At 74.3% G+C, this 23,074-nt stretch carries 22 protein-coding genes; 15 read left to right on the forward strand and 7 right to left on the reverse strand.

Annotation, left to right across the window (positions count from 1 at the left end):
• The first annotated feature begins 1 nt into the window (after position 1).
• The 5 genes from lysS to GOBS_RS03210 all read left to right on the forward strand — a co-directional run bounded on the left by lysS (position 2) and on the right by GOBS_RS03210 (position 5,809).
• On the forward strand, positions 2 to 1,588 hold the full coding sequence (lysS, locus tag GOBS_RS03190; RefSeq protein ID WP_012946856.1) for a lysine--tRNA ligase: 1,587 nt from the start codon (positions 2 to 4) through the stop codon (positions 1,586 to 1,588).
• Between the two features lie 150 nt (positions 1,589 to 1,738).
• Complete coding sequence (locus GOBS_RS03195) at positions 1,739 to 2,092, forward strand: histone-like nucleoid-structuring protein Lsr2 (RefSeq protein ID WP_012946857.1); 354 nt, start codon at positions 1,739 to 1,741, stop codon at positions 2,090 to 2,092.
• A 266-nt stretch (positions 2,093 to 2,358) separates the two neighbouring features.
• Positions 2,359 to 2,682 carry a hypothetical protein gene (locus GOBS_RS03200; protein WP_012946858.1) on the forward strand — a complete coding sequence of 108 codons (324 nt, stop codon included), beginning with the start codon at positions 2,359 to 2,361 and terminating at the stop codon, positions 2,680 to 2,682.
• Positions 2,683 to 2,756: 74 nt separating this feature from the next.
• On the forward strand, positions 2,757 to 2,957 hold the full coding sequence (locus GOBS_RS03205) for a hypothetical protein (protein ID WP_012946859.1): 201 nt from the start codon (positions 2,757 to 2,759) through the stop codon (positions 2,955 to 2,957).
• Positions 2,958 to 3,283: 326 nt separating this feature from the next.
• Positions 3,284 to 5,809, forward strand: a complete 2,526-nt coding sequence (locus tag GOBS_RS03210) for an ATP-dependent Clp protease ATP-binding subunit (protein WP_012946860.1) — start codon at positions 3,284 to 3,286, stop codon at positions 5,807 to 5,809.
• A 261-nt stretch (positions 5,810 to 6,070) separates the two neighbouring features.
• Here GOBS_RS03210 and GOBS_RS03215 read toward each other — a convergent pair whose 3' ends face one another.
• A complete protein-coding gene (locus GOBS_RS03215) occupies positions 6,071 to 6,973 on the reverse strand; it encodes an HhH-GPD family protein (RefSeq protein ID WP_012946861.1) in 903 nt (300 codons plus the stop codon).
• Positions 6,974 to 7,050: 77 nt separating this feature from the next.
• On the opposite strand from GOBS_RS03215, the gene GOBS_RS03220 reads away from it, so the two are divergent.
• On the forward strand, positions 7,051 to 7,725 hold the full coding sequence (locus tag GOBS_RS03220) for a hypothetical protein (protein WP_012946862.1): 675 nt from the start codon (positions 7,051 to 7,053) through the stop codon (positions 7,723 to 7,725).
• Between the two features lie 72 nt (positions 7,726 to 7,797).
• Here GOBS_RS03220 and disA read toward each other — a convergent pair whose 3' ends face one another.
• The 3 genes from disA to GOBS_RS03235 form a co-directional block, all read right to left on the reverse strand.
• Entirely contained in the window at positions 7,798 to 8,883 is a 1,086-nt protein-coding gene (disA, locus tag GOBS_RS03225; protein WP_012946863.1) for a DNA integrity scanning diadenylate cyclase DisA, read from the reverse strand.
• Positions 8,884 to 8,995: 112 nt separating this feature from the next.
• The gene (radA, locus tag GOBS_RS03230) at positions 8,996 to 10,360 is read right to left on the reverse strand and encodes a DNA repair protein RadA (protein WP_049788127.1); all 1,365 of its coding nucleotides are present in this window, start codon (positions 10,358 to 10,360) and stop codon (positions 8,996 to 8,998) included.
• Between the two features lie 145 nt (positions 10,361 to 10,505).
• Complete coding sequence (locus GOBS_RS03235) at positions 10,506 to 11,315, reverse strand: copper chaperone PCu(A)C domain-containing protein (protein ID WP_012946865.1); 810 nt, start codon at positions 11,313 to 11,315, stop codon at positions 10,506 to 10,508.
• A 100-nt stretch (positions 11,316 to 11,415) separates the two neighbouring features.
• On the opposite strand from GOBS_RS03235, the gene GOBS_RS03240 reads away from it, so the two are divergent.
• The 3 genes from GOBS_RS03240 to GOBS_RS03250 all read left to right on the forward strand — a co-directional run bounded on the left by GOBS_RS03240 (position 11,416) and on the right by GOBS_RS03250 (position 14,628).
• On the forward strand, positions 11,416 to 13,002 hold the full coding sequence (locus GOBS_RS03240) for a cryptochrome/photolyase family protein (RefSeq protein ID WP_012946866.1): 1,587 nt from the start codon (positions 11,416 to 11,418) through the stop codon (positions 13,000 to 13,002).
• 76 nt (positions 13,003 to 13,078) lie between these two features.
• Positions 13,079 to 13,711 (forward strand): RNA polymerase sigma factor, encoded by a 633-nt coding sequence (locus tag GOBS_RS03245; protein WP_012946867.1) that lies wholly within the window; start codon positions 13,079 to 13,081, stop codon positions 13,709 to 13,711.
• Complete coding sequence (locus GOBS_RS03250; RefSeq protein ID WP_012946868.1) at positions 13,708 to 14,628, forward strand: hypothetical protein; 921 nt, start codon at positions 13,708 to 13,710, stop codon at positions 14,626 to 14,628. The genes GOBS_RS03245 and GOBS_RS03250 overlap by 4 nt, the downstream gene beginning before the upstream one ends.
• A gap of 18 nt (positions 14,629 to 14,646) precedes the next feature.
• On the opposite strand, the gene GOBS_RS03255 is transcribed toward GOBS_RS03250, so the two are convergent.
• Positions 14,647 to 15,495: a UbiA family prenyltransferase gene (locus GOBS_RS03255; RefSeq protein ID WP_012946869.1), complete on the reverse strand. Its 849-nt coding sequence runs from the start codon at positions 15,493 to 15,495 to the stop codon at positions 14,647 to 14,649.
• Positions 15,496 to 15,626: 131 nt separating this feature from the next.
• Between GOBS_RS03255 and GOBS_RS03260 the strand changes: the two genes are divergently transcribed.
• The 6 genes from GOBS_RS03260 to GOBS_RS03285 all read left to right on the forward strand — a co-directional run bounded on the left by GOBS_RS03260 (position 15,627) and on the right by GOBS_RS03285 (position 20,227).
• The gene (locus GOBS_RS03260) at positions 15,627 to 16,109 is read left to right on the forward strand and encodes a CarD family transcriptional regulator (protein ID WP_012946870.1); all 483 of its coding nucleotides are present in this window, start codon (positions 15,627 to 15,629) and stop codon (positions 16,107 to 16,109) included.
• A gap of 40 nt (positions 16,110 to 16,149) precedes the next feature.
• Entirely contained in the window at positions 16,150 to 16,812 is a 663-nt protein-coding gene (ispD, locus tag GOBS_RS03265; RefSeq protein ID WP_012946871.1) for a 2-C-methyl-D-erythritol 4-phosphate cytidylyltransferase, read from the forward strand.
• 67 nt (positions 16,813 to 16,879) lie between these two features.
• On the forward strand, positions 16,880 to 17,383 hold the full coding sequence (gene ispF, locus GOBS_RS03270) for a 2-C-methyl-D-erythritol 2,4-cyclodiphosphate synthase (protein ID WP_012946872.1): 504 nt from the start codon (positions 16,880 to 16,882) through the stop codon (positions 17,381 to 17,383).
• Between the two features lie 25 nt (positions 17,384 to 17,408).
• A complete protein-coding gene (gene cysS, locus GOBS_RS03275) occupies positions 17,409 to 18,812 on the forward strand; it encodes a cysteine--tRNA ligase (RefSeq protein ID WP_012946873.1) in 1,404 nt (467 codons plus the stop codon).
• The gene (rlmB, locus tag GOBS_RS03280; RefSeq protein ID WP_012946874.1) at positions 18,812 to 19,771 is read left to right on the forward strand and encodes a 23S rRNA (guanosine(2251)-2'-O)-methyltransferase RlmB; all 960 of its coding nucleotides are present in this window, start codon (positions 18,812 to 18,814) and stop codon (positions 19,769 to 19,771) included. Before cysS ends, rlmB begins: the two co-directional genes overlap by 1 nt.
• A 96-nt stretch (positions 19,772 to 19,867) precedes the next feature.
• A complete protein-coding gene (locus GOBS_RS03285; RefSeq protein ID WP_012946875.1) occupies positions 19,868 to 20,227 on the forward strand; it encodes a hypothetical protein in 360 nt (119 codons plus the stop codon).
• Positions 20,228 to 20,311: 84 nt separating this feature from the next.
• Here the strand turns inward: GOBS_RS03285 and GOBS_RS03290 are convergent, their stop codons facing one another.
• Entirely contained in the window at positions 20,312 to 21,592 is a 1,281-nt protein-coding gene (locus tag GOBS_RS03290; RefSeq protein WP_012946876.1) for a DUF445 domain-containing protein, read from the reverse strand.
• 101 nt (positions 21,593 to 21,693) lie between these two features.
• Positions 21,694 to 22,998 (reverse strand): S1C family serine protease, encoded by a 1,305-nt coding sequence (locus GOBS_RS03295; protein WP_012946877.1) that lies wholly within the window; start codon positions 22,996 to 22,998, stop codon positions 21,694 to 21,696.
• Between the last annotated feature and the right edge of the window lie 76 nt (positions 22,999 to 23,074).

Below are 23,074 nucleotides of genomic sequence, written 5' to 3' on the forward strand. Positions count from 1 at the left end.
CGTGACCGAGGTACCACCGCCCGACGACGGCCGTTCCCCCGCGGGCATCGCTGCGAGGAACGAGCGAGGAGCGGGACGGGGCGCGGAGTCGGGCACGGTCCTGCCGCCGGACGACGAACTCCCCGAACAGCTCCGGGTGCGCCGGGCGAAGCTGGACCGCATCCGCGAGGCCGGCGTCGACCCCTACCCGGTCGCCGTCGCCCGCACGACCACCCTGGCGGAGGTCCGGGCGGAGCACCCCGACCTCGAGCCGGACACCATGACCGGCGAGCGCGCCGGCGTCACCGGGCGGGTCATCTTCGTCCGCAACACCGGCAAGCTGTGCTTCGCGACGCTGCGCGAGGGCGACGCCGAGCTGCAGGTGATGCTCTCACTCGACCGGGTCGGCGAGGAGTCGCTGGCCGCGTGGAAGGCCGACGTCGACCTCGGCGACCACGTGTTCGTCGAGGGCGAGGTCGGCACGTCGCGGCGCGGCGAGCTCTCGGTCTTCGCCGACTCCTGGCAGCTGACCGCCAAGGCGCTGCGGCCGCTGCCGGTGGCGCACAAGCCGATGAGCGAGGAACTGCGCGTCCGCCGTCGGTACGTCGACCTCATCGTCCGGGACGAGGCGCGCCGGACCGTCCGTCAGCGCGCCACGGTGATGGCGACGCTGCGACGGGAACTGGCCACGCGCGGCTATCTCGAGGTCGAGACGCCCATGTTGCAGACCGTGCACGGGGGCGCCGCCGCGCGGCCGTTCCGCACGCACATGAACGCATTCGACCTCGACCTGTACCTGCGCATCGCACCGGAGCTGTTCCTCAAGCGGTGCATCGTCGGCGGGCTGGAACGCGTCTTCGAGATCAACCGCAACTTCCGCAACGAGGGGGTGGACAGCACCCACTCGCCGGAGTTCGCGATGCTCGAGGCCTACCAGGCCTACGCCGACTACCAGGCGATGGCGACACTCACCCGCGAACTGACCCAGGAGTGCTGCGGGGCGTTGTTCGGCGACCACGTCGCGCGACACAACGACGGCACCGAGATCGACCTGTCGGGGGAGTGGCGGCAGGTGCCGCTCTACACGCTGGTCTCCGACGCCGTCGGCGAGGAGGTCACCCCCGGGACGCCGCTGGAGACGCTACGCGCCCTCGCCGCGCGCCACGACGTCGGCGTCGACCCGGCGTGGATCCCGGGCAAGGTCGTCGAGGAGCTGTTCGAGGCGCTGGTCCAGGACTCGCTGCAGGAGCCGACCTTCGTCGTTGACTACCCCCTGGACACCTCCCCGCTGACCCGTGCACACCGGTCGCAGCCGGGCCTGGCCGAGAAGTGGGACCTCTACATCGCCGGGGTGGAGCGCGCGACGGCGTACTCCGAGCTGGTCGACCCGGTGGCGCAGCGTGAGCGCCTGGTCGCGCAGGCCGTACTGGCCGCCGAGGGGGACCCCGAGGCGATGGCGTTCGACGAGGACTTCCTGGAGGCGCTGGAGTACGGCATGCCGCCGACCGGTGGCATGGGGATGGGCATGGACCGGTTGATGATGACGCTCACCGGATTGGGCATCCGGGAGACCATCCTCTTTCCGTTGGTGCGGCCGCTCTCCTCCTGATCCGGGCAGCGCCCTCTCTCACTCCATTGTGCGGGGGATGTGTTTCTCCGTGCCGTGAATGGTCTATGGTCCTGTCCGACAGATAAAAGGGCTGCGAGCTCGGGGGCGGAGGTCCCCCGTTCTGCGGAGCGGTGCAGGAGTGGAGAGCTAATGGCGCGCAAGGTGCAGGTCATCCTCAGTGACGACCTCGACGAGAACGTGCCCGCGGACGAGACGGTGAGTTTCTCGCTCGACGGCACGAACTACGAGATCGATCTGTCGGAGAAGAACGCGCAGGAGTTGCGAGACGCGTTCTCCCGTTATGTGCAGGCCGCGCGCAAGGTCGGTCGCGGCGGCGGCCGGGCCTCCGGCGGTGGCCGGTCGCGGGCCACCGGAGGCGGCGGCCGCATGGACCGCGAGCAGGCCGGCGCGATCCGCGACTGGGCGCGCAAGAACGGTCATGCGGTCAGCGACCGCGGGCGCATCCCGGCCAGCGTCGTCGAGGCCTACGAAGCCGCGCACTGAAAGAGGACCCCGTTCCTCTCACCCTTCGCAAGCTCAGGGAGAGCCTCTGAACGGGGCCGCGCTACCCCTGGCACCACCGCTCGCACGCTCGCGGTGAGCCTCTGGACGGGGGCACAGCACAGCTGGTGACGGCCCGGCACCCTCTCTGAGGGTGCCGGGCCGCCGTCGTCCGCACCGCGGTCACCTGCTCACGCCGCGTCACCGGCGGCCGGGGGCAGGGACTTTCGACCCTAGGGCGTTTCGGACTGATTCGTGACGGTTGCGCCATGAGCCAGGACGCGGCCGAGACCACCGCTCCACGCGGCCCAGCGGCCGCCATCGGCCGAGGGGGTGTCGACCCGAGCCCCCAGGCCCCGAGCTTCACCGCCAGCCTCGACCAGCGCCAGGGCGTCATCCGGGCGCGGGGACACCTCGACGTCCTCTCCGCGGACCTGCTCTGCGGCAGCATCGTCGCGTTGCAGCGCCAGGGGCACCGGCAGGTGACCGTCCGCCTCCAGCCCCTGGCGACCGTCGACGACGACGCCAGGCAGCTGCTCGCAGGTCTCGCCGACGCGCTGGCCACCGACGGCGTGCGGCTGGTCGTCGAGTGAGCACCGTGGAGGGGCCCTGGTCGACAGCGGGACGCCGTTCCGCCATCCCCGGTCAGGACCGGTGGACCGTCGGCGTGGACGCCGAGGCACCGCGCTCGCCCTGGGGCGGGCCGGCACCCAGCCGGCTGCACGCGGTCGGGGACGCGGGGCTGGTCGCCGGCCGGGCCCTCTGCCTGGCGCCGGTCACCCTGCTCGACCCGGCCCTCTGGGTGTGGCCGGACGACGGCGACGAGGAGTGGCCGCTCTGCTGGGTCTGCCTCGCGCTCACCTGCTGAGCCGGGCCTGCCGGGAGCCGCTCCCGTCGGGACCCGCGAGGCGCCGTCCGCGGTGGGCGGGGACGGACCGGACCACCGTCCTGGGCGGGGCGCGGCCATCAGTGGTGTGCCGTCCGCTGTGGGCGTAACAGGAGCGGAACACCCGTCCGGGACCATCGGTTGGACCGGGCAGCTCCTCTCCTCCGAAACGGGTCGTGCACCGACGGAGGGTCGGAGTCCGCGACTACAGTGGAAAGACCGGTGCCCCGCGCGCCGACGGACGTCGGGTGCTCCTCCCCACCAGGGGAGGGCAGCGCCGGACCAGCCGGTCAGAGGAGAAGCAGCAGATGTTCGAACGGTTCACCGACCGAGCCCGCCGCGTGGTCGTCCTGGCCCAGGAAGAGGCCCGGATGCTCAACCACAACTACATCGGCACCGAGCACATCCTCCTGGGGCTGATCCACGAGGGTGAGGGTGTCGCCGCCAAGGCCCTCGAGTCCCTGGGCATCTCGCTGGAGGGTGTCCGCCAGCAGGTGGAGGAGATCATCGGCCAGGGCCAGCAGGCCCCGTCCGGGCACATCCCCTTCACCCCGCGGGCGAAGAAGGTGCTCGAGCTGTCGCTGCGTGAGGCGCTGCAGCTCGGCCACAACTACATCGGCACCGAGCACATCCTGCTCGGCCTGATCCGCGAGGGCGAGGGCGTCGCCGCCCAGGTCCTCGTGAAGCTGGGCGCCGACCTCAACCGCGTCCGCCAGCAGGTCATCCAGCTGCTCTCGGGCTACCAGGGCAAGGAGCCGGCCGCGGCCGGCGGCCCGGCCGAGGGCACCCCGTCGACCTCGCTGGTGCTCGACCAGTTCGGCCGCAACCTGACCCAGGCCGCGCGCGACTCCAAGCTCGACCCGGTCATCGGGCGGGCCAAGGAGATCGAGCGGGTCATGCAGGTCCTGTCGCGGCGGACCAAGAACAACCCCGTCCTCATCGGTGAGCCCGGCGTCGGCAAGACCGCCGTCGTCGAGGGCCTGGCCCAGGCGATCGTCAAGGGCGAGGTCCCCGAGACGCTGAAGGACAAGCAGCTCTACACGCTGGACCTCGGCGCCCTCGTCGCCGGTTCCCGCTACCGCGGTGACTTCGAGGAGCGGCTGAAGAAGGTGCTCAAGGAGATCCGCACCCGCGGCGACATCATCCTGTTCATCGACGAGATCCACACCCTCGTCGGGGCCGGTGCCGCGGAGGGCGCGATCGACGCCGCCAGCATCCTCAAGCCGATGCTGGCCCGTGGCGAGCTGCAGACCATCGGCGCCACCACGCTCGACGAGTACCGCAAGCACCTGGAGAAGGACGCCGCCCTCGAGCGGCGCTTCCAGCCGATCCAGGTGGGCGAGCCGACGCTCACCCACACGATCGAGATCCTCAAGGGCCTGCGCGACCGCTACGAGGCCCACCACCGGATCAGCATCACCGACGGCGCGCTCGTCGCCGCCGCGACGCTGGCCGACCGGTACATCTCCGACCGTTTCCTCCCGGACAAGGCGATCGACCTGATCGACGAGGCCGGCGCCCGGATGCGGATCAAGCGGATGACCGCCCCGCCGGACCTGCGCGAGTTCGACGACCGGATCGCGGCCATCCGCCGGGAGAAGGAGTCGGCGATCGACGCGCAGGACTTCGAGAAGGCCGCGTCGCTGCGCGACAAGGAGAAGACGCTTCTCTCCGAGAAGGCCGAGCGCGAGAAGCAGTGGAAGGCCGGCGACATGGACGTCGTCGCCGAGGTCGACGACGAGCAGATCGCCGAGGTGCTGGCCAACTGGACCGGCATCCCCGTGTTCAAGCTCACCGAGGAGGAGACCACGCGTCTGCTCCGCATGGAGGACGAGCTCCACAAGCGGATCATCGGCCAGGAAGAGGCCATCAAGAGCGTCAGCCAGGCGATCCGGCGGACGCGGGCGGGCCTCAAGGACCCGCGCCGTCCCGGCGGCTCGTTCATCTTCGCCGGCCCCTCGGGTGTCGGTAAGACCGAGCTGGCCAAGGCGCTGGCCCAGTTCCTCTTCGGTGAGGACGACGCGCTCATCCAGATCGACATGGGCGAGTTCCACGACCGGTTCACCGTGTCGCGGCTGGTCGGTGCCCCTCCCGGCTACGTCGGCTACGACGAGGGTGGCCAGCTGACCGAGAAGGTGCGACGCAAGCCGTTCTCGGTGGTCCTCTTCGACGAGATCGAGAAGGCCCACGCGGACGTCTTCAACACGCTGCTGCAGGTGCTGGAGGACGGCCGGCTGACCGACGGTCAGGGCCGGATCGTGGACTTCAAGAACACGATCCTGATTCTCACGACCAACCTCGGTACGCGGGACATCTCCAAGGCCGTGGGGCTGGGCTTCCAGGTCGGCAACGACAGCCAGTCGAACTACGAGCGGATGAAGAACAAGGTCAACGAGGAGCTCAAGCAGCACTTCCGGCCGGAGTTCCTCAACCGCATCGACGACATCGTCGTGTTCCACCAGCTGACCGAGGACGAGATCATCGAGATCGTCGACCTCATGGTCGCCCGCGTCGAGGGCCAGCTGGCGAACAAGGACATGTCGCTGGAGATCACCCCGGCGGCCAAGAAGCTGCTGGCGCACCGTGGTTTCGACCCGGTGCTGGGTGCCCGGCCGCTGCGCCGGACCATCCAGCGCGAGATCGAGGACGCGCTGTCGGAGAAGATCCTCTACGGCGAGCTGACCGCCGGTCAGATCATCGTGGTGGACGTCGAGGGCGAGGGCACCGACGCGAAGTTCACCTTCCGCGGCGAGGCCAAGCCGATCGACCTGCCCGACACGCCGCCCGTGGCGCTGTCGGTCGGCGACGAGGAGCCCCCGGCCCAGGCCGAGTGACGAAGGACCCCGTCCAGAGGCTCACCCCTCGCGAGCTCGGGTGAGCCCCTCTGGACGGGGCCAGCGACAGGGGCCGTCTCCCGGTGGGAGGCGGCCCTGCGTCGTCCTCACCGACCGCCGCTGGTCCTCCCCGCGAGTGAGCAGTCGTGGTCTCCCGCGCCGGCGTGTCCGCCCGTGTCGGCGACCGCAGCCGCTCACCCGGCCGCGATCACCGGCGGAGGGCTGCCGTCGGCGGCGTGTCGGGCAGCCACCCGCCGATAGTCAACCCGTCGGCAGGGTGAAGCGGCCGTCGGCGGTCTGCTCGACCAGGCCGTCGGCGAGCAGCGAGTCCAGGCAGCGGGAGCGCTGCACGGCATCCGCCCAGGCCTCGTCGAGCTGCGGTGCCGCCACGGGGCCCTCAGCGCTCCGCAGGACGTCCAGCAGCCGCCCGCGCACCTGCCGGTCCGTGCCGGCGAACTTCTGCACCCTGCGGGGCGGACCGTCCGGCGCCGGAGAGCCGGCCAGCCGCCAGGCGCAGTCCGTCCGCACCGGGCAGGCGGCGCACCGCGGTGTCCGGGCGACGCACACCAGCGCGCCCAGCTCCATGACCGCGACGGAGAAGCGCGCCGCCCGCCCGGGGTCGGCGGGGGCGAGCGCCGCGACGTCGGTGAGGTCGGCGGCGCGCGCCGGCGCCGCCTCCGCGCGGCCGTGCACCAGCCGGGCCACCACCCGCCGCACGTTCGTGTCGACCACCGGCTGCGGCTGCCCGTGCCCGAAGCAGGCGACGGCGCGGGCGGTGTAGGTGCCGATGCCCGGTAACGCCTCCAGCGCCGCCACGTCCGCGGGGACGACGCCCCCGTGCCGCTCGGTGAGGGCGACGGCGGTCTCCCGCAGCCGCAGCGCCCGCCGTGGGTAGCCGAGCTTGCCCCAGGCGCGGATCACCTCGGCCGGCGACGCCGCGGCCAGCGCAGCCGGGGTGGGCCAGCGGCCCATCCACTGGCGCCACACCGGCTCGACCCGGGCGACCGGGGTCTGCTGCAGCATCACCTCGCTGACCAGCACCGCCCACGGGTCGGTGCCCGGGCGGCGCCACGGCAGGTCGCGGGCGGCGTCGGCGAACCAGTCGACGAGGACCTCGCCGACGGTGTCGGGGAACGGCGGGAGGGTGCGGGCCGGGCTGTCCACGAGGTCCCAGTGTGCCGCCTGCGGGGGACGGCGTGCCGCCGCAGGTCGGCGTCCCGCCGCGCACTACGGTTCTCGGCGTGCTGCACCCGGTCGGCCCCCTGCCCGCGGCGGTCTACTGGCGGCGGCGACTGCTCGTCCTGCTCCTGCTGCTGGCGGTCCTGGGGGGCGGCGGCTGGCTCACGTTCGCCGCGCTGAGCAGGGGGTCCGGCGAGACGACGGCGGCCGCGGCGACGACCAGGGCGAGCACCGCGGCCGGCGAGCCCCCCGCGCTGGCGCAGGTGGTGCCCTCGCTGGCCGGTGTGCGGACGCCGACCCCTCCGCCGGAGCCGGCCGCCGAGCCGGCTCCGGCGAGCCCGGTGCCCGGCGACCCCTGCGGTGACGACATGATCGAGCTGGAGGTCCGCGGTCCCGGCAGCGTCCCGGTCGGTGGCAAGCCGACCTTCGAGCTCGTGGTCATCAACGTCTCGTCGGTGCCGTGCGTGCGGGTGCTCGACGAGGGCCTGCAGGAGATCGTCATGTCCGACGCGGCCGGCAACCGGGTGTGGGGCAGCAACGACTGCTTCCCGGAGAGCAGCAGCGATACCCGCACCCTGGCGCCGGGGGAGTCGGTGATCTTCCCGCTCGTCTGGGGCGGTCTGACCAGCGAGCCGTCCTGCACCGCCGCACGGACGGCGCCGGCCCCCGGGCAGTACGCGCTGCGCGGCCGGCTGGGCACCAAGGTCAGCACGGACGTGCCCTTCACGGTCAGCTGAAGGACTCCGTCCTCGGCCCCCTGCAGGGCCCCACCGTGAGCCTGCGAACGGTGGGGGGCAGGGGGTCCTTGCTCAGCTGTAGCGGTCGAGGATCGAGGTCTCGGCCAGCCGGGAGAGCCCCTCGCGGATGCCCCGGGCCCGGGCCTCGCCCACGCCCTCGACGGCCAACAGGTCCTCGATGGTGGCGGCGAGCAGCTTCTGCAGCCCGCCGAAGTGGTCCACCAAGCGGTCGATGATGCCGGCCGGCAGCCGCGGTACCCGGGCCAGCAGGCGGTAGCCACGGGGGCTGACGGGGGAGTCGAGCGCGTCGGCAGAGGTCGGCAGCCCGTAGCAGCGGGCCACGGCGGACAGGTCGAGCAGCTCGGTGGCCGAGAGCGCGCGCAGGTCGGCCAGGACCTCCTCGATGCTCCTCGGCCGCCGCAGCCCGGACGGCAGGTAGTCGCGCACCAGCAGGGCGCGGTCCTCCTCCACCCCGGCGAGCATCTCGTCGAGCTGCAGCGCGAGCAGCCGCCCGTCGGTGCCCAGCTCGACGACGAAGCCCTCGATCTCGTCGGCGATCCGGCGCACCATCTCCAGCCGCTGGCTCACGCTCATCGCGTCGCGGACGGTGACGAGGTCCTCGATCTCCAGCGCCGACAGCGTGCTGGCCACCTCGTCGAGCCGCAGCTTGTAGCGCTCGAGCGCGGCCAGCGCCTGGTTGGCCCGCGCCAGGATCGTCGTCGGGTGCTCCAGCGTGTACCGCCGCCCGGCGACGTAGACGCTGATGATGTGCATCGACTGGCTGACCGAGATCACCGGGAAGCCGGTCTGGATGGCGACCCGCTCGGCGGTGCGGTGCCGGGTGCCGGACTCCTCGGTCGGGACGGTCGGGTCCGGCATCAGGTGGACGCCGGCCCGCACGATCCGGGTGCCGTCGTAGGAGACGATCACCGCGCCGTCCATCTTGGCCAGCTCGCGCAGCCGGGTGGCCGACAGGGCGACGTCGAGGGCGAAGCCGCCGGTGCAGATCGACTCGACCACGCGGTCGTACCCGAGCACGATCAGCGCGCCCGTGCGCCCCGCCAGGATGCGCTCCAGGCCGTCACGCAGCGCCGTCCCCGGTGCTATGCGGCCGAGCAGTTCGCGGAGCGCGACCTCGGAGTCCACAGCGGGGGGCACGAGCGCTCCTGACGTTCGACGTGGTGGCGGCTGATTCTACGTGGCTGCCACGGTACTGGCGGTCGCCGGTGACCCACCTCACCGCGCCGGGTGACCGCGGACCCCGCCGGCCTCAGAAGAGACGGGCGAAGGCAGCCCCGAGGTCGGGCACCTCGACCAGCCGCATCCCCTTGGGCGCGCTGCCGGCGTCCTCCGGCACGAGGGCCACCTTGTAGCCCTGGCGGGCCGCCTCGGCCAGCCGCCTGCCGGTGCCGCCGACCCGCCGGATCTCCCCGGACAGGCCCACCTCGCCGACCGCGACCAGGCCACGGGGCAGCGGGACGTCCTTGGCCGCGGAGGCGATGGCCAGCGCCAGTGCGAGGTCGGCCGCCGGCTCGGCGATGCGCACCCCGCCGACGGAGGCCGCGAAGACGTCCGCATCGGCGAGCCTGACCCGGCCGCGCCGCTCCACCACCGCGTTGACCATGGCGACCCGCTGCGAGTCCAGCCCGCTCACCGCCCGCCGGGGCGAACCGCCCCCGCCGCTGGCGGCCACCAGCGCCTGGACCTCGGCCAGCAGCGGCCGGCTGCCCTCGAGGGTGACCGTGACGCAGCTGCCCGGCACCGGTGCCGTGCGCCGCGAGACGAAGAGGTGCGAGGGATCGGGCACGCCGGCCACGCCGTTGTCGCCGATCTCGAAGCAGCCGATCTCGTCGGCCGGGCCGAACCGGTTCTTCATGGCCCGGATCAGGCGCAGCGTCGAGTGGCGCTCGCCGTCGAAGGAGACGACGACGTCGACGAGGTGCTCGAGGGTGCGGGGCCCGGCGATGGCGCCGTCCTTGGTGACGTGGCCGACCAGGATGGTGGTCATCGCGCGGCTCTTGGCGACGGCGGTGAGCGCGCTGGCCACCGCCCGCACCTGGGTGGAGCCGCCGTCGGTGCCCTCGACGGCGGGGGAGCGGACGGTCTGCACGCTGTCGAGGACCAGCAGCGAGGGGGCGACGTCCTCGACGTGGGCGAGAACGGCCGAGAGCTCGGTCTCCGCGGCGAGGTAGAGCCGGTCGTGCAGCGCACCGATGCGCTCGGCCCGCAGCCGCACCTGCGCCGCGGACTCCTCGCCGGAGACGACGAGGGCGGGACCGTTCGAGGCGGCCACCCGGTGGGCCACCTCGAGCAGCAGCGTCGACTTGCCCACGCCCGGCTCGCCGGCCACCAGCAGCACCGCGCCGGGCACCAGCCCACCGCCGAGGACGCGGTCGAACTCGTCGATGCCGGTGGGCACCGCACGGGCGGCGGCGAGCTCCACCTGGGCGATGGGCACCGCCGGTGCGGTCACCGGGCCGGCAGCCACGGCGCGCAGCGGGGAGGCGGGGATGCCGACCTCCTGGATGGTGCCCCAGGCCTGGCACTCGGGGCACCGGCCGACCCACTTGGCGGAGGCGTAGCCGCACTCGGTGCAGCGGTGGGCGGGGCGGGACTTCACTCCGGCAGGTGGCACCCCCCGACGCTAACCGCCGGGTGTGACGGTTCCGGGGAGGACGGGGCCTCGCGGTCCCGGCCCCGTCCGGAGGCCCGCCCTGGGCCTGCGAACGGTGCGGAGGACAGGGCCCTGTTCCCAGTGGTGGTGGGGCAGGGGGTCGTTGTCAGTCGTGCTCGCCGGGACCGCTGCCGGCCTCGCTCTCGCCCTCCCGGGCGATGTCCTCTGCCCCCTCGGAACCCCCGCCACCCTCCTCGTGGTGGAAGTCGAAGGGGGTCTCGCGGGGCAGCACCCGCTCCGGCGTGGCGACGAGCGCCTGGACGGTGACCTCACCGGCGCGCTCGAAGGTCAGCGTGACCTCGATGCTCTGGCCGGCGGTGAGCTCCTCGGAGAGGTCGGCCAGCTCGACCGTCGCGCCGCCGGCGCCGCCGAGGAACACCGTGGAACCCGCGGGGATCGGGATGTCCACCTCCGAGCTGGCGGCCGGCGTGGACGGCGCGGCCGGGACGCTCGGCGTGGCGCCGGGCGTGGTCGGCGCTTCCGGCGTGGTCGGCGCCCCGGGGGCCGTCGTCTGCGGGGTGGTCCCCGGCGCGGCCGGGGTGGTCACGGGGGCGGCAGAGGGGGAGCCGGGGGCGGCCGACGGGGAACCGGGGACGGCGGGGGAGGCGGTGGCCTGCCCGGAGACGACGACGCCGTCGAAGGCCTCGCCCTCGATGCCGACGAGCGTGTCGGCCTCGGTGTCGCTGTTGACGATCGCCATCCGCAGCTCGGCGTCGTCCCCTGGCGCGTAGAGCCCGTCCTGCGGGTAGGCCAGCGTGATCTGGCGCATCACGAGGTCGCCGACCGCGGCCTCGGGGCCGACCTTGTCCCGGTTCTGTGTGGCCGTCTGGGGCACCTGGCCGGCACTGCACGCGCTGAGCGCGACCGGGCTGAGCAGCAGGGCACCCATCGTGGCGGCGCGCAGTGCGCGGTTCACAGCCGTCGACCTCCAGGGACGTGCCGGCCACCGCAGGTCGATGGCCCGAGTCGCGCCGAGCCTAACGCCCACCCCAGGATGGCCGCCGGGAGGTGAGGCCGTGCCGCAGGACCCGGCGGTTGACCGCGTGGTGCCCGGCACGCCGCGACGGCTCGGGGGCGACCCGGCGCTGGCCGCGTTCCCCGCCCGCGCGCCGGGCACCCGGCGGTGGTGCTTCGCCGACCAGCTCGGGCCGCACTTCCTCGACCGGCCGGACCAGCCGGTCCTGCTGATCGAGTCCAGGGCGGTGTTCGCGCGCCGCCGGTTCCACCGCCAGAAGGCCCACCTGGTGCTGTCGGCGCTGCGCCACCGGGCCGCCGAGCTGGGCGACCAGGCGCAGTTCTCCCAGGTGCACTCCTACGCCGAGGCGCTGGACCGGGTGCGCGAGCCGCTGAGCGTGTGCGCCCCCACCACCTGGAGCAGCCGCGACTACGTGCTGCGCCGTCCCGACCTCACCGTCCTCGCCGCCCGCGGGTTCGTCGCCACGCAGGAGGAGTTCGCCGCCTGGGCGGAGGGTCGCGGCCGGCGGCGGCTGCTCATGGAGGACTTCTACCGGGACAACCGGCGCCGCCACGACGTCCTCATGGACGGAGCCGAGCCGGTGGGCGGGCGCTGGAACCTCGACCACGACAACCGGGAGCCCCCGCCGTCCGACGGGCGTCTCGACATCCCCGGGCCGTGGTGGCCGGAGGAGGACGAGATCGACGAGCAGGTGCGCGCCGACCTCGACCGCTGGGAGGCCGACGGCGACGTGGCCTTCGTGGGGGACGACGGCCCGCGGCTGTTCCCGGTGACCCGCGAGGAGGCGCTGCACCGGCTGCGCGACTTCCTCGACACCCGGCTCGGCGCGTTCGGCCCGCACGAGGACGCCATGCTCGCCGGCGACCGCTGGATGACGCACTCGCTGCTCTCCCCGGCCGTCAACCTCGGCCTGCTGGACCCGATCGAGGAGGTGCACGCCGCCGAGCAGCGCTACCGCGACTCCGTGGCCGAGGGCGACCCGCTGCCGCTCAACAGCGTGGAGGGGTTCGTCCGCCAGGTCATGGGCTGGCGCGACTACATCTGGCACACCTACTGGCACTTCGGCCGGGACTTCCGGCACGCCAACGCCCTGGCCGCGCACGAGGCGGTGCCGGACTGGCTGGCCGACCTCGACGACGGGGCCGTCGACGCCGCGTGCATGTCCGACGTCCTCGGCGACCTGCGCCGCGACGGCTGGGTGCACCACATCCCGCGGCTGATGGTGCTCGGCAACTACGCGCTGCAGCGCGGCATCGACCCGCTGGCGATGACCGACTGGTTCCACCGCAGCTTCGTCGACGGCTACGACTGGGTGATGATCGCCAACGTCGTCGGCATGAGCCAGCACGCCGACGGCGGGCTGCTGGCCACCAAGCCCTACGCCGCCGGCGGCGCCTACATCGACCGGATGAGCGACTACTGCGGCGGCTGCCGCTACGACCCGCGGAAGCGGCTGGGCGAGGACGCCTGCCCCTTCACCGCCGGCTACTGGGCCTTCCTCGAGCGCAACCGCGAGCGGCTGGCACCCAACCAGCGGATGCGCCGTGCGCTGCAGGGTCTCGACCGGCTCAAGGGCCTGGAGGAGGTCGTCGAGCAGGAGCGTCTGCGCGGCACCGAGGCCATCTGACCGGGGGACGCCGGTCCAGTTCCGGCCCCCGCCTGCCGATCCCCCTCCCGTACGGGGCTACGGCGGGGGGTGGGGGATGGCGACGGGTCCGGCGTTCGACGACGTCCTCGCGGCGGCTCAGACGGGCGCCGCGTGGGCCTTCGAGGTGCTCTACCGGGACCTCTCCCCGGCGGTCACCGGGTACCTGCGGCTGCACGGTGCCCTCGACCCCGACGACCCGGCCAGCGAGACCTTCCTCGCCGTCTTCCGCGGCCTCGCCGGCTTCACGGGGGACGAGGACGCCCTGCGCTCGTGGGTGTTCACCATCGCCCACCGCCGGCTGGTCGACGACTGGCGGCGGCGCAGCCGCCGTCCCCAGCTGGCCGACGACGCCGGCGACCAGCTGCCCGAGGCCCCGGGCGGGAACGTGGAGGACGACGTCCTCACCCGGCTGGGCACCGAGACCGTGCACCGGATGTGCGCGGGCCTGCCCGCCGACCAGCGCTCGGTCCTGCTGCTGCGCGTGCTCGCCGACCTCACCGTCGAGCAGGTGGCCGAGGTGATGGGCCGCTCGGTGGGCTCGGTCAAGGCGCTGCAGCGGCGCGGGCTGCGCCGGCTGCGCGCCGAGCTGGAGCCGGCCGGGACCCCCCGGACGGGTGAGACAGCTGAGACGGCTGGGACGACGGGCGCACCCCTGTCGGCCCGCGCGGCGATGACGGGAGCGAGATGACCACGCCAGCCGACGTCCGGACCGACGAGGAGGCCTTCGCGGCCTGCCTCGCCGGCCGTCCCGTGCCCGCGGGCGCGCAGGGCCTGGCCGCGTTCACCGACGCGGTCCGGGCCGGCGCCACGGAGCCCGGACGGCCGAACGCGGCGCTGGCCGAGCTGCTGGCGACCGGTCTCCTCGTCCCCACCCAGGAACCGTCCCCCGGGACGGCCGGGCGACCCGCCCGGACCTCACGGAAGAGGCCCCACGTGCTGATCTCCACCCTCGTCGCCAAGTTCGCCGCCGCTGGTGCCGTCGCCAAGACGGCCGCCGCGGGCGGTGTCGTCGCCGTCGCTCTGACCGGCGCGGCCACCACTGGCGCCCTGCCCGGCCAGGACGACACCAGTGCTGTGATCCAGAGCGGTGACGTGACCGACAGAACCGGGGCGCCGCAGGACCCGGCCGGCGACGACGCGATGGCTGACGACACCGTCGGCGACGGGACCGTCGGTGGCGACGAGAGCACCGGCGAGGAGGTCGCTGGCGACATCCCGGGCGAGGACGGTGCCGCCGGCGATGGGTCGGGCGACCCCGCGACCGAGGCTCCCGTGACCGCGCCGGAGCTCACTGAGGAGAAGTGGGCGGAGGGCCCGGCCGACGGTCAGGCCTTCGGCGACTGGGTCAGCCAGGGCGCCCGCAATGGTTGGGTCAGTGGCAAGCAGGTCAGCGACGCCGCGCACGAGCGCAACGCCGACCGCAAGGCCGCCCGTGACGCCGCCGACGTGCCGGTCGAGCAGCCCGAGCCCGTGGAGACGGCAGAGCCGGTCGAGGTCGCCCCGGTCCCGGCCCCGGCGCCGACCCCGACCGACGCCGTCGGCAACGGCAGCGGTCACGGCAACGCCGGGGGCCACGGGAACGGCAACGGCAAGAACGGGAAGTGACCCACGGCGGGGCCGCGCTCAGCTGACCGCGGCCCCGCCGGCCAGCAGCAGCACCACGTCCAGCACCGTCAGCAGCATGACCGCGGGGAACGCCAGTCGGCGGAAGCGCGCTGTCCCCGCCAGCGCGGCGGCGAGGACGGCCGGCACGGCCAGCGCCAGCCCGACCCAGCCGGTGGCCGTCGGCGGGCCCGCCGGGCCGAGCACCAGCACCAGCGAGGCGCCGCCCAGCACGACCGCCCCGGCGGCGGCGGACAGCCGGGCGCCGAGCCGGTGCGGCAGCCCGCGGACGCCGGTGGCCAGGTCGTCCTCGAGGTCCGGGGCGACGTTGGCCAGGTGCGCGGCGGCGCCCAGCGCGGCTCCCGCGGCGACCAGCCACCAGGGCGCCGCCGGTGCGCCGGGCGCGGCCGCGACGACCCCGGCCGGCAGCGCGCCGAAGCCGGTGACGTAGGGCAGCACCGAGGCCGCGGTGCGCTTGAGGCCGGCGTTGTAGGCCCAGCCGCTGACGACCAGCACGAGCAGCAGCAGCCCGGGGACGACGCCCAGCGACAGCGACAGGACGACGGCGGCGGCCGCCGACCCGAGGGCCAGCGTGCGCAGCACCTCGGGGACGACGGCGCCCTGGACGACCGGCTTGTCCGACCGCGCGACGGCCCGGTCCCGGTCGGCGTCGAGCCAGTCGTTGCTCCACCCGATGGAGGCCTGACCTGCGAGGACGGCGGCACACACGAGCACCGCCCGGCCTCCGGGTACTCCCGCGGCGAGGGCCAGCAGGGTGGCCACGACGGTGACCGCGACGGTCGGTCCGGGGTGGGTCGCGAGGGCCAGTGCGCGGAGCGAGACCGGCGGCCGCACTGGTTCCGCAGGCACACCCACCATGCTCCTGTCAACCCCTCCCCGGCACTCAGTATGGCCCCTGACCTGCGGGTTTACGAAATCAGGCAGTCCCGTTCGTCAGTCTGCCGTGGTAACCTGTGGACAGCGAAAGGGGTCACACACACATGGGCTTCACTGTCGGCGAGACCGTTGTCTACCCGCACCACGGGGCCGCGCTGATCGAGGCGATCGAGACGCGGGTCATCAAGGGCGAAGAGAGGGCCTACCTCGTGCTGAAGGTCGCCCAGGGCGACCTGACCGTGCGGGTACCGGCCGACAACGCAGAGATCGTCGGCGTCCGCGACGTCGTCGGTCAGGACGGATTGAACCGGGTCTTCGAGGTGCTGCGTGCCCCGCACACCGAGGAGCCGACCAACTGGTCGCGCCGCTACAAGGCCAACCTCGAGAAGCTCGCCTCCGGTGACGTCAACAAGGTCGCCGAGGTCGTGCGTGACCTGTGGCGCCGCGACAAGGACCGTGGTCTCTCGGCCGGCGAGAAGCGGATGCTCTCCAAGGCGCGGCAGATCCTGGTGAGCGAGCTCGCGCTCGCCGAGGGCACCAACGAGGACAAGGCCGAGGTCCTCCTCGACGAGGTCCTCGCCAGCTGAGCTCAGACCTCGAGCTCTCCCCGCACCCCAGACCACTCCCGTGCACGCTGTCGGCATCGTCGCAGCGGCCGGGAGTGGTCTGCGTCTGGGGGCCGACCGACCCAAGGCGCTGGTCCCGCTCGCCGACCGTCCGCTGGTCTGCTGGGCCGTCGACACCCTCCGGGACGGTGGGGTGGCCGACGTGGTGGTGGCCGTCCCCGGCGACGAGCTCTCCGCCTTCGCCACCGTCCTGCCGCTGGACGTGCGGCTGGTCGTCGGCGGCAGCACCCGGACGGCGTCGGTCCGGGCAGCCCTCGCCGCGGTCGGCACGGGTGTCGACGCCGTCCTGGTGCACGACGCCGCCCGCCCGCTGACCCCACCGGACCTGGTGGTCCGGGTCCTCGAGGCGTTGTCCGCCGGGGCGCGGGCCGTCGTCCCGGTGCTGCCCGTCGTGGACACCACCGTCGTGGTGGACGACGACGGTGGTGTCGCCGACACCGTCGATCGCTCGGTCCTGCGCCGGGTGCAGACCCCGCAGGGCTTCGCCCGGGATGCCCTCGTCGACGCCTACGCCTGGCTGCCGCCCGACGCCGAGCTCACCGACGACGCCGCGGTGGTGCGCGCCGCCGGGGTCCCGGTCGCGACGGTGGCCGGCGATGAGCGGGGGGCGAAGGTGACGGTCCCGCACGACCTCGCGCTGGCCGAGCTGCAGGTGTCCCGGTGAACGCGCGTACGGCGGGCGGGCGAGCAGCGGAGCGACCGGTTCCGGAGGCCGAGGAGCGGAACGAGCCGTGAGCAGTGAGCTGCCGCGGGTGGGTGTCGGGGTCGATGTCCACCCGGTCGCGGCCGGCCGCACCTGCTGGCTGGCCGGGCTGCAGTGGCCGGGCGTCGACGGCTGCGCCGGGCACTCCGACGGCGACGTGGTGGCCCACGCACTCACCGATGCGGTCCTCTCCGCGGCCGGCCTGGGCGACATCGGCGGCCTGCTCGGCACCGACGACCCGCGGTGGGCCGGGGCGCGCGGCGCGGCCGTCCTCGCCCACGTGCGCGAGGTCCTGGAGACGGCCGGGTGGCAGGTCGGCAACGCCGCCGTCCAGCTGGTCGGGAACACCCCGAAGGTCGGGCCGCGCCGCGCGGAGGCCGAGCAGGTGCTCAGCAGGGCGCTCGGCGCCCCGGTGAGCGTCACCGCCACCACGACCGACGGCCTGGGGCTCACCGGTCGGGGTGAGGGGCGGGCGGCGATGGCGACGGCACTGGTGGTCCGGGCGGCGTCCGTGGACTCCGCGCCGAGCTGATGCCGCGCTCCGTAGACTCCGCGCAGTGAGCCTCCGCCTGTACGACACGGCCGCCCGCGCGGTCCGCGAGTTCACGCCCCTGCGTGCCGGGCAGGCCTCCGTCTACGTCTGCGGGCTCACCGTCCAGGGCCCGCCGCACGTCGGTCACGTCCGGGCCGCGCTCTCCTTCGACGTGCTGCGTCGCTGGCTGACCGCGTCCGGGCTCGAGGTGACCTACGTCCGGAACGTCACCGACATCGACGACAAGATCCTCGTCAAGGCCGCCGAGCGCGGTGTGCCGTGGTGGGCCTGGGCGTACACCAACGAACTGGCCTGCACCCGCGCCTACGACGTCCTGGGCGTGCTGCCGCCCACCTACGAGCCGCGCGCCACCGGGCACGTCCCGGACATGGTCGAGCTCATGGAGCGGCTCATCGACCGCGGGCACGCCTACGCGGTGGACGGCGACGTCTACTTCGACGTCCGTTCCTTCCCGGAGTACGGCGCGCTGACCGGGCAGAAGCTGGAGAACCTCGAGCCGGCCGCGGACACCGGGACCGACGAGCGCAAGCGCGACCCCCGCGACTTCGCGCTGTGGAAGGCGCACAAGGACGGCGAGCCGCAGACCGCGGCCTGGGCCACGCCCTGGGGCCGGGGCCGGCCGGGCTGGCACCTGGAGTGCTCGGCGATGGCCGAGCGCTACCTGGGCCCGGAGTTCGACATCCACGGCGGCGGGCTGGACCTGCGCTTCCCGCACCACGAGAACGAGCAGGCCCAGTCGCGCGCCGCCGGTGACGGGTTCGCGCAGTACTGGCTGCACAACGGCTGGGTGACCCTCGGCGGCGAGAAGATGAGCAAGTCGCTGGGCAACACCGCGCTGGTCGACGAGGTCGTGCAGCGGGTCCGGCCGGTGGAGCTGCGCTACTACCTGGTGGCCCCGCACTACCGCTCGACCATCGAGTTCACCGACGCCGCGCTGGAGGAGGCGGGTGCCGCCTACCGGCGGATCGAGTCGTTCGTGAAGCGCGCCGCCGAGCGGGTGGGGGCCGACGCCGGGAGCCCGGTGCTGTGCGCGGACTTCACCGCCGCCCTCGACGACGACCTCGGCACACCCGCCGCCGTGGCCGCGGTCCACGAGGCGGTGCGGGAGGGCAACACCGCGCTGGCCGAGGGCAACGAGAAGGCGGTCGCCGGCGCGCTGGGCTCGGTCCGGGCGATGCTCGGCGTCCTGGGCCTGGACCCGTTGGACCCGCACTGGGCCGCCGCCGGCGGGGGCGACCGGCTGGGCGAGGTGGCCGACGGGCTCGTCGCGCTCGCCCTCGAGCAGCGGCAGGCCGCCCGCGCACGCAAGGACTACGCAGCAGCGGACGCGATCCGCGACCAGCTCGCCGCACTCGGTGTCCAGGTCGAGGACACCCCGCAGGGACCCCGATGGGAGCTGAGCCGCTGATGGCCGGCAACAGCCAACGCCGTGGACGCACCACCGGCGCGCACAAGAAGGGCGCCTCCGGGGGCACCGGCGGCAAGAACCGCCGGTCGCTGGCCGGGCGCGGCGCCACCCCGCCCGCCGAGATGCGCCCCGGGCACCCGGCCCAGCGCCGGGCGCAGGCCGATGCGCGGCGGCGGACCGAGCGCGACCGCAGCCGACAGCGCGCCGAGGAGGCGCCGGAGCTGCTGCTCGGCCGCAACCCGGTCGTCGAGGCGCTGCGCGCGGAGATTCCGGCGACCGCCCTGTACGTCGTCACCGGCGACGCGCGGACGGCGACCGACGAGCGGATCACCGAGGCGCTGCACCTGGCCAACGACCGGGGGCTGCCGCTGCTGGAGGTCGGCAAGGCCGAGTTCGACCGGATGTCCAACGGTGCGCTGCACCAGGGCATCGGCCTGCAGGTGCCGCCGTACCAGTACGCGCACCCCGACGACCTGCTCGACCTTGCCCGCGACTCGGGCCGCCCGCCGCTGGTCGTCGCGATGGACGGGGTCACCGACCCGCGCAACCTCGGCGCCGTCGTCCGCTCGGCCGCCGCCTTCGACGCGCACGGCGTCGTCGTTCCGCAGCGCCGCTCGGTCGGCATGACCGCCTCGGCCTGGCGCACCAGCGCCGGCGCGGCCGCGCGGCTGCCGGTGGCCCGCGCGGTCAACCTGGCCCGGGCGCTGGCCTCCTACCAGGACGCCGGGCTGATGACCGTCGGCCTGGCCGGGGACGGCGACGTCGACCTGCACGACTTCGACGGGTTCCCCGACCCGCTGGCGCTGGTGGTCGGCGCCGAGGGGGCGGGGCTGTCCCGGCTGGTGCGAGAGCGCTGCGACGTCGTCGTGCGCATCCCGATCGCACGGGACACCGAGTCGCTCAACGTCAGCGTCGCCGCCGGCATCGCCCTCTACGCCGCGGCGAGCGCCCGGCGGTAGGTGCAGGCGACGCTGTGCGCCGATGCGCAGCGTCCCGCCCGGACGACTGCGCCTCGGCGCACACCGTTCGGCCGCTCGGCCTGGTTGGTTGGGGACATGCCCTCGTTGACGTCTGTCGTCGGCGCCGCCACGGCCGCCTTCTCGGCCGCCCTGGTCGTCGCGCCCCGGGTGCTCGTCGGCCCCACCGGGATGCCCGACACCGCGCAGACGCGGGCCCTCGTCCGCGCCCTCGGCGCACGGGACGTCGCGATCGGCCTGGCGATGCTCACCGCACCGGACGGCCGGGTCCGCGACCTGGCCGCCGCCGCGCGGGTCCTCAGCGACTGCGCCGACGCGGCCGTCCTCCCCTCGGCCGTGCCGGACCGGGGCAGGGCGGCCGCGCTGGGGGCCTCCGCCGCCGCCTGGGGAGCGCTCGCCCTCGCCGCTGCCCTGTGGGACCGGCGCGCCGACCGCTGAGGGGCCCCGTCCGGGGCACCTCAGGCCCCCTGCACGGTCCCGCCGCGAGCCTGCGAGCGGTGGGGGAGGGTAGGGGGTCCTGCTTCAGCCGAGGAGCTGGGCGACGGTGTAGATCACCAGCCCGGCCAGGCCGCCGACGACGGTGCCGTTGATGCGGATGAATTGCAGGTCCCGGCCGACCTGCAGCTCGATCCGGCGGCTGGTCTCCTCGGTGTCCCAGCGGGCGACGGTGCTGCCGACCAGGTCGGCGACGTCGCCGGAGAAGCGCTCGACCAGGGAGCCGGCGACGGTGTGCGCGTGCCGCTGCACCAGCTCGCGCACCCGCGGGTCGCTCTGCAGCAGCCGGGCGGCCTCGCGGATCAGCTCGGCGACGCGGGCCCGCAGCGCGGAGTCGGGGTCGGCGGCCGCGGCGAGGGCGGCGTCCTTGAGGTTGGTCCACAGCGAACCGGACCAGGTCCGGACGGCGGGGTGCTCGAGGAGCTCCTTCTTCAGGTCCTCCACGCGGGCCGCCGTCCCCGGGTCGGTGCGCAGCGCGTGCACGTAGGCACGGAGCCGGGCGTCGTAGGCCCGGCGCAGCTCGTGGCGGGGGTCCTCGCCGACCTCCTCGAGGAAGTCCTGGATCCCGGCGAAGGCGCGGTCGAACACCCGGTCGTCCACCCAGTCGGGCACCCAGGCGGGGGAGGCGTCACCCAGCTGGGCGCGGAAGACGACGCGGTTGTCCTGCAGGAACCGGGCCAGCCCGTGCAGCCCCGCCGAGAGCACCTCCTGGTGCCGGTCGCCGTCGACGACCAGCTCCAGCGCGCGGGCCACCACCGGGGCGGCCGGGGTGGCGTGCAGCTTGCGGTCGACGAGGCCGGCGACGGCGGGCCGCAGGTCGTCGTCCTTGAGCAGTCCGGCGACCGAGTGCAGCACCGCTCCGGCGTCCCCGGCCAGCCGCTCGGCGCGCCCTGGCGCGGCGAGGAAGGCGCCCAGCCGGCTGGGCACGTCGATGGTGGTCAGCTTGTCCTCGACCACGGACCGGGTCAGGAAGTTGTGCTGCACGAAGGTGCCCAGGCTCGCGCCGATCTGGTCCTTCTTGCGCGGGATGATCGCCGTGTGCGGGATAGGCAGCCGCAGCGGGTGCCGGAACAGCGCGGTGACGGCGAACCAGTCGGCCAGCGCCCCGACCATCGAGGCCTCCGCGGTCGCCCGCACGTAGCCGACCCAGGCGCCGGCGTCCTCGCCGAGGAGCACGCAGCCGAGGAAGACGGCGGCGGCGACCAGGAACAGCCCGGTGGCCAGCCGCTTCATGTGGGCCAGGTCGCGGGCCCGCTCCGGGTCGTCGAGGGAGGCGGCCAGCGGAGCGCGCGGGGAACTCGACGACACCCGTCCCAGCCTAGGAGAAGGACCACCCCTCCCCCCGCGCCTCACAGGCTCGGCGCGGGGCCCTGAAGGGTGGCCGTTCCAGTCCGTTGCCAGGTCCTTGATCAGCCCTCGGTGGCGCCGAGGGTGACATCGACCTGCTCGGTCTGCTGACCGCGGCGCACGGTGAGGGTCACCTCGTCGCCGGGGGCGGCGCTGCGGACGGCGGCGGTCAGCTCGGTCGAGGTGGTCACGACCCGGTCGCCGACCGCGGTGATGACGTCGCCGGACTGCAGCCCCGCGTCGGACGCCGGGGTGCCCGGCTGCACCTGCACCAGCTGCGCGCCGGTGCCGACCTCGGGCTGGTCGGCGTCCGCGGCGGTCTGCGCACTCACGCCCAGGTAGGTGATCTCGGCCGAGCCGTCGGCCACCAGCTCCTGGGCGATCCGCTTCGCGGTGTTGCCCGGGATGGCGAAGCCGACGCCGATGCTGCCGCTCTCCGTCGACTGGCCCGGCGCCCCGGAGGCGACCGTGGCGATGGCGGTGTTGATGCCGACCACCTCGCCGGCGCCGTCGACCAGCGCTCCGCCGGAGTTGCCGGGGTTGATCGCCGCGTCGGTCTGCAGCGCGTCGATGACGGTGGCGTCGCCCTCGGTGGAGCCGGTGGCGACGGCCCGGCCCGTGGCGCTGATGATGCCGTCGGTCACCGTGTCCGACAGTCCCAGTGGGGCGCCGATCGCCACGGCCAGGTCGCCGACCTGCACGTCGTCGGAGTCGGCGAAGGTCGCCGGGATCAGGCCGGAGGCGCCCTCCAGCTGGAGCACCGCCAGGTCGTACACCGGCTGGGTGCCGACGACGGTGGCGTCGTAGAGGGTGCCGTCGGAGGTGCGCACCGAGACGACCGCCGAACCGGTGCCGTCCAGGCTGATCACGTGGTTGTTGGTCAGCACGTAGCCGTCCTCGCTGAGGACGACGCCGGACCCGCTGCCCGATCCCGAGGCGCCGGTGACGTAGACGGTCACCACGCTGGGGGCGGCCTTGGCCGCGGCCGCGGTGACCGCGGTCGCCGTCTCCGGGTTGGTGATGGTGACGTTCTGCACGGCGGCCGTGCCGCCGCCGGTGCTCCCGTCCGACCCGTCGGCGAGCAGGGCCACGCCCGCACCGGCGCCGCCCCCGATCAGCGCCCCGGCGAGCAGACCGGCGACGCCGATCCGCCACCGGCTCGCCGGGCGGGACGGTGCGGGCGCCGGTGCGAGCGGGCCCGGCTGGCCCGGCTGCTCGAACGGCGGCTGCCCGGGGAGGGGGGAACCCGGCGCGGCGGACCCCGTGGCCGGCTGCCCCGGTGCCGCGTGTCCGCCGGGAGGCTGCGGGGGCCACGTCGGCGGCGCCCAGTTGCCCGACGCCGAGTGGGGGGTGCCGTAGGGGTTCACGTGTCCTCGTCCTCCTCGTGGGCGGCCGTCCACCGCCTTCCGACGACCACTGTTGTCCGAGCGGCTGCCCCGGCGC

This window comes from Geodermatophilus obscurus DSM 43160 (genome assembly GCF_000025345.1).
GTDB lineage: Bacteria > Actinomycetota > Actinomycetes > Mycobacteriales > Geodermatophilaceae > Geodermatophilus > Geodermatophilus obscurus.

Bases quoted from the DNA above. Each gene is read 5' to 3' on its own strand.
- GOBS_RS03195 (WP_012946857.1), top strand. From the start codon at position 1,739: ATGGCGCGCAAGGTGCAGGTCATCCTCAGTGACGACCTCGACGAGAAC.
- GOBS_RS03200 (WP_012946858.1), top strand. From the start codon at position 2,359: ATGAGCCAGGACGCGGCCGAGACCACCGCTCCACGCGGCCCAGCGGCC.
- GOBS_RS03210 (WP_012946860.1), top strand. From the start codon at position 3,284: ATGTTCGAACGGTTCACCGACCGAGCCCGCCGCGTGGTCGTCCTGGCC.
- GOBS_RS03245 (WP_012946867.1), top strand. From the start codon at position 13,079: ATGGCGACGGGTCCGGCGTTCGACGACGTCCTCGCGGCGGCTCAGACG.
- GOBS_RS03250 (WP_012946868.1), top strand. From the start codon at position 13,708: ATGACCACGCCAGCCGACGTCCGGACCGACGAGGAGGCCTTCGCGGCC.
- GOBS_RS03260 (WP_012946870.1), top strand. From the start codon at position 15,627: ATGGGCTTCACTGTCGGCGAGACCGTTGTCTACCCGCACCACGGGGCC.
- rlmB (WP_012946874.1), top strand. From the start codon at position 18,812: ATGGCCGGCAACAGCCAACGCCGTGGACGCACCACCGGCGCGCACAAG.
- GOBS_RS03285 (WP_012946875.1), top strand. From the start codon at position 19,868: ATGCCCTCGTTGACGTCTGTCGTCGGCGCCGCCACGGCCGCCTTCTCG.